The 5,177-nt window shown below is 61.6% G+C and carries 4 protein-coding genes; 3 read left to right on the top strand and 1 reads right to left on the bottom strand.

Going from position 1 to position 5,177, the window contains the following annotated elements; all coding sequences use genetic code 11:
- Positions 1 to 171: 171 nt before the first annotated feature.
- Entirely contained in the window at positions 172 to 1,857 is a 1,686-nt protein-coding gene (locus AC5JJ6_RS40620; RefSeq protein ID WP_496047499.1) for a methyl-accepting chemotaxis protein, read from the bottom strand.
- 305 nt (positions 1,858 to 2,162) lie between these two features.
- On the opposite strand from AC5JJ6_RS40620, the gene flgK reads away from it, so the two are divergent.
- From flgK to AC5JJ6_RS40605, 3 genes are all read left to right on the top strand, one after another.
- Positions 2,163 to 3,653: a flagellar hook-associated protein FlgK gene (gene flgK / locus AC5JJ6_RS40615; RefSeq protein ID WP_496047498.1), complete on the top strand. Its 1,491-nt coding sequence runs from the start codon at positions 2,163 to 2,165 to the stop codon at positions 3,651 to 3,653.
- A 20-nt stretch (positions 3,654 to 3,673) separates the two neighbouring features.
- The gene (locus AC5JJ6_RS40610; RefSeq protein ID WP_496047497.1) at positions 3,674 to 4,732 is read left to right on the top strand and encodes a flagellin; all 1,059 of its coding nucleotides are present in this window, start codon (positions 3,674 to 3,676) and stop codon (positions 4,730 to 4,732) included.
- A gap of 298 nt (positions 4,733 to 5,030) precedes the next feature.
- Positions 5,031 to 5,177, top strand: a 147-nt coding sequence (locus AC5JJ6_RS40605) for a flagellin N-terminal helical domain-containing protein (RefSeq protein ID WP_496047500.1), incomplete at its 3' end; no start/stop codon positions are given.

Below are 5,177 nucleotides of genomic sequence, written 5' to 3'. Positions count from 1 at the left end.
GTGAGAAGCTGGGCTAGCATGGGACGGCGCCTGGAGGATCGGAGGATCCGGTCCGGGTGGACCGGCGGCATGGGACTCTGCGCGGGCACACTAGCACCGCGCCGCCCTCCGGATCATCCCCATACCGCTTGCGCGGGCAGCCGGTGCCGCTTCGGCGCCGGTCCCAAGGGTTCAGCCGGCCTCCTTCAACTGCGCGGTGAACCGTGCCGCTTCCGCCCGCAGGGTCTCGACCTGTGCGGCCACGACCCTCGCCGACGCCGTCATGCGGCCGGTCGCGGCGTCCGTATCGCTGATCGCCGCCGACACGCTGCCCAAGTTCAGCGTGATCTCGCGCGTCGACTCGGCGCTCTCCAGCATGTTGCGGGCGATCTCGCTGGTGGTCCGGCTTTGCTGCCGGACCGCTTCGGCGATGGTCATGGCGATGTCGCGCACCCGGTCGACCGTCGCCGCGACATCGTGCATGGCCTGTACCGTCAGCTTGGTCTCTTCCTGGATGCCGGTCACCTGGGCGGCGATTTCCGCCGTCGCTCCCGCCGTCTGGGTAGCCAGCGCCTTGACCTCATGGGCGACGATCGCGAAGCCCTTGCCCGCCTCGCCGGCGCGCGCCGCCTCGATCGTGGCGTTCAGCGCCAGCAGGTTGGTCTGGTTGGCGATGCCGTTGATCATGTCCACGACGACGCCGATCTTCTGCGCCGCCTCCGCCAGGGTGCGGATGCGTCCCGTCGTTTCCTCGGTGCGTGCGGCGGCTTCGCTGGTCACCTCGGCGGCCTCGGTCGTGCGCCGCCCGACGTCGATCACGGAAGCGGACAGTTCCTCCGCGGCCGACGCGACGCTCTGGACCGCGGCTGCGGTCTGGCCGGCCGCCGACTGAAGGGCCATGGCCTGCCCGCTGGCCGCGGACGCCTGGGCGGACATTCCGCCGGCGACGGTCCGCAGATCGCGGTCCGCTTCGATGAGGGCTTCGACGATGCCGGCGATGCTGCCGTTGAACCGGGCGGTCGCCGTGGCCGACTGGGCGGCGCGTCTTTCCGCCGCTTGACGGCGTTCTTCATCGCACCTGCGCATGTCGTCCAGATCGATCGCCTGTTTCTGCATCGTCATGATGGCGCGGGCGACCTCTCCGATCTCGTCGTCCGCGCCCGGATCTAGGACGATGTCCCGGCTGCCTTCGCCGATCCTGCGGATGGACAGGGCGGCACGGGCCAGGGGGTGCGTGATCCTGCGCGCCGTCACCACCGACAGAATGATCGTGACGGCCAGACCGGCCAGCGTCACGCCGATGCCCATGACGACGGCCAGCCGGCTGGTGTCCTCGCTGCGGGCAGTCCGTTCCTCCTTGCGCCGCTCGATAAGCTCCGAGATTTCCTCGTTCCGGACTTCCAGTTCCTCGAAGGCCTGGACGAATTCGGGCATCCGCATCTGAGCCTCGACACCCCTGTCCTTGCTCAGCCGGATGATGGTTTCGGCCGACGCTATATAGGTGTTGAGCGCCGGTTCGGCGCCGTTCAGCGCCGCCTTGATCTGCGGATCCAGGGAGTTCCGGGAAGCATTCGTCCGCAGCGCCGCGCGGAAGGTTTCGGCGTGCTCGTCGAAACTCTTCCGGTTCTCCGCGTAGTCGATTTCGCCGGTCCCCTGGCTGAAGGACAGAAGCGCCGTCAGCACGTCGGAATGAAGGGCGTCATGCATCATGTCGCCGAGCATGTGGGTGGCCAGGGCATCGGACATGTCGACGAGTTCGGTCGCGGCCTTGTTGGATGCGACGATGCCCCCGGTCCCGATGATGCCGACCAGCCCGACTGCGAGAAGCGAGCTGGCTGCGAGCGCCGCAAGGCGTTGGCGAAGGGTGAGTTGCTGCATTAGTGATCCGGTTTCGAAGAATCAATCACATTAATTTCAAAAATCATCATTTCACATTCCTATTCGAATAAGAATTAAGCTAAAAGATGTATGTAAGGTATCGGGGTATTCATTAGGTGTCGGCAAACCATGCAGCGGCCCCGGCAGAATTTGCCGCGTGGGACGCCCGGCAATGACTTCCCGGACTGCACCGCCCCAGGTTCGGAAAGGCGCCGAACCCGTGTATTCCATGGCTCCGCCGGTCTTGGCCCGGCGTTTGCTTATGGACTGTCGGCAGGGTCCGCATGAGGTGGAACCTGCGGTCAATGGTGGATCAAATGGGCCTCGACCTTTCCCTGCGTACGGCGATGAGCGGCTTGCGGACAGTCCAGAAAGGACTGGATACCGTATCGAGCAACATCGCCAATGCCGATACTCCCGGCTACACCCGCAAGGTCCTCACCCAGTCCACCGTCGTCATGGGCGGCAAGAGCCTCGGCGTCCAGACCGGCAACATCGAGCGCGAGGTCGATACCGCCCTTCAGCGCGAAACGCTGACGCAGGAATCGAGGGTCTCCAACCTGAAGGTCCTCGACCAGTATCTCGGCCAGGTCGAAATGCTGCACGGTGATCCCGAACAGGAAACCTCGCTCGGCAACGTGGTCAACCAGATGCGCGACGGCTTCGCGAAGCTGATGGACTCGCCAAGCTCGATCCCGCTTCAGAACGAAGTGGTATCGCTGGCCGACAATCTCGCCCGCACCCTCAACCGGCTGGCCGAAGGGATCAACACGATCCGGACCAACGTCCAGGGCGAGATCGAGGGGTCAATCAACGACATCAATACCCAATTCCAGACGATCGACGACCTGAACCGGAAGATCCGCACCTCGACGGCGCTTGGCCAGAAGGAACCCGATCTGGAAGACAAGCGCGACGAGGCGGTGCGGCTGGTCGCCGAGCAGATCGACATCAACGTCATGAAGCGGGCCGACGGCTCGATCGCCATCCTCGACCATTACGGCCAGCCGCTGCTGGAAGACACCTACAAGCCGCTGTCGATGGACAATATGGCTCTCATCAGCCCGCAGGTCGCGTATCCGGGCGGCGTCGCGCCGATCCGCCTGGGCGATCCGGTGACCGGCGCCGACGTTACCGGCATGATGCGCGGCGGCAGGCTGGGTGGCCTGCTCGAATTGCGCGACCAGTCGCTGCCGCGCTTCCAGGCGCAGCTGGACGAGTTTTCACAGACGCTGTCCGAAACGTTCAGCACCGCTGGCCTGACGCTGTTCACCGACATCAACGGCACGGTGCCCCCCGATCTTCCCGCCACGGCGTCGATCGGCTACGCCAACCAGATCCAGGTTTCCCAAATCGTCCGGGACGATCCCAGACTGCTGCGCGACGGTGATGACGCAACGTCGGCAGGTGCCGCCGACAGCACCCTGCTGCGCAGCATCGTCGACGACGTGCTTGGTTCCGCCAAGACGTTTCAGACGGGCAATCCCGTCCTCACCAATGGCCTCGGGCCTAACTCGAACATCGTGACTGCACTGCCCGGTAGCACGGATTTTGCATCGTTCGCCACCGAGCTGGTCAGCTACCAGGTGAACGAGAAGGCCAGCGCGACGTCGCAGCTTCAATCCGCCACCTCGCTGCGCGACCAGCTGAAGACCAAGCTATCGGATCAATCAGGCGTCAACCTCGATACCGAGGTTTCGCTGCTAATCCAGTTACAGCGCTCGTATTCCAGCTCTGCCCAGGTGGTTTCGACCAACCGGCAGATGTTCAACGACCTCATCTCGATCGTGCGCTGATCTGAGAACGGAGCCCAGCTATGACCTCGATCTCAACTTCCGGACAATTCTTTCGCATTCAGACTCAGAATCTGGCGATCCAGGCCCGGATGACCGAGTACAGCGAGCAGACCTCGACCGGAAAGAAGGGCACCGTCTACGGCGCTCTCGGCAGCGACGTGCGGCAGTCGATCGATCTGCGCGGACACGTCAACGAGCTGGACACGTATCAGAAGAACATCGCCACCGCGCAGCTCCGGGTCACCAGCGCCATCGACACGATGGACCGCATCAAGAACGTGGCGCGCGACGTGCGCGACCAGCTTACGAAATTGAGCGGCAACCCGCCCCCGGATCAGACTGTCGTCAAAGATATTGCCAGGCGCGGCTATGATGAAGTAGCGCAGCTACTCAATACCAAGGTTGAAGGCCGCTACATTTTTGCCGGTAGCGACATCAACACTGCTCCGTTTCCTGAAGCCCGTGCCAAAGATTTTTTTGAAGACATTCAGGGTAAGGTAGAAAACTTCTCTACAAATGGGGCTCAACAAACCTTAGATGATACCAAGATCATTGCCCTCGATAATACTTATTTTTCTCAAGCATTGACAGAGAATGATCCTTCTCCATTACGTGCAAGGGTAGATCGAAACTTGGATATTAGCTATCAGGTTCGAGCTAATGGCCCAGAGACTAAAGATTTAGATTTAGTTGTTACTCCAGAAAACGATAAGGTTTCATCATTTCAAGAGATCCTGCGCAGCCTTGCCACTGCTGCCAACCTGACCTACGACCCGAAAAACCCGGCCTCGTTTAATGATTTTCAGACGATGCTGACTACAACGCGTACCTCCCTCGATGCAGCCGCTAAAAGTGTCGACAATCATGTAGGTATACTCGGTTCCGCATCCGCCCGGATGAAGGCGCTGGACACCCAGCACGACGAGACCACGGTCACGCTGAAGCAGGGGGTCGGCGACGTCGAGGATGTCGAGATGGCCGAAACCATCTCGAAGCTCCAGCTGGTGCAGACGCAGCTCCAGGCCTCCTACAAGGTCACGGCGACCTTGCAGAAGGTCAACCTGATCGACTTCATCTGAGCATCGCGGCCGCTCGGCATTCCATTGACTGCCGCAATGCTATCCAGGGATGCGGCATCTGCCGGTGAATGCGCGGGACGCCGCCGCAAGGTGTCGGCGACTCCACGGCGCGGGGGAGTTCTTCGGGCGGCCGGCCGATCTTTTCGGTCTGCGCGCGGAAGTTCCGCAAACTCCATAGCCCTATCGAATTCTCACAACCGAGGCTATGGCGGAAAGCCCTGTATACAGTGCGGTTAAGCGTTTTTTTACGAATACGGCTTACGATTAACACGCGGAAGAAGACCGCAATCTATCCAAAATGGAGGCACAGATGTCTAATTCGGTCAATACCAATGTCGGGGCGATGATCGCCCTCAAGAACCTGAACAACGTCAGCGACTCCCTCTCGACCACCCAGAAGCGCATCAGCACCGGCTTGAACGTCGCCGACGCCTATGACGACGGC

Source organism: Skermanella sp., from assembly GCF_059503625.1.
The sequence above is the reverse complement of the archived record's forward strand: the minus strand, read 5'-3'. Positions and strand labels throughout refer to the sequence as shown.

Bases quoted from the DNA above. Each gene is read 5' to 3' on its own strand.
- AC5JJ6_RS40620 (WP_496047499.1), bottom strand. From the start codon at position 1,857: ATGCAGCAACTCACCCTTCGCCAACGCCTTGCGGCGCTCGCAGCCAGC.
- flgK (WP_496047498.1), top strand. From the start codon at position 2,163: ATGGTGGATCAAATGGGCCTCGACCTTTCCCTGCGTACGGCGATGAGC.
- AC5JJ6_RS40610 (WP_496047497.1), top strand. From the start codon at position 3,674: ATGACCTCGATCTCAACTTCCGGACAATTCTTTCGCATTCAGACTCAG.